This window comes from Roseateles sp. AC306 (assembly GCF_979253795.1).
The window spans coordinates 1-244 of the sequence record NZ_CEEDEB010000126.1 but is presented as its reverse complement, the minus strand read 5'-3'; the positions used below and the strand labels follow the sequence as shown (position 1 = coordinate 244).

Below are 244 nucleotides of genomic sequence, written 5' to 3'. Positions count from 1 at the left end.
CCCAAGCGCCGCATCGAGGCCAGCCGCCTGCACCGGCAGCAAACCGGGCAGGGCCTGAAGGACGCCGTGGCGGCCATCGACACGGCTTCTCACTGACCCATGCGCCTCGCTCTCGTCTCCGACATCCCCGGCAACCTGCCCGCCCTTGAGGCGGTTGCCGCCGACATCCGCCGCCGTGGCGTCGACCAGGAGCTGTGCCTGGGCGACAACCTCTCCGGCCCACTGCTGCCGCGCGAGACGGCGC

Annotated in this window: 1 protein-coding gene; it reads left to right on the top strand. The window is 72.5% G+C overall.

Annotation, left to right across the window (positions count from 1 at the left end):
- Positions 1 to 99 precede the first annotated feature (99 nt).
- Positions 100 to 244: metallophosphoesterase family protein (locus tag AC0IZJ_RS28665; RefSeq protein WP_471855674.1), on the top strand; the 145-nt coding region annotated here is incomplete at its 3' end.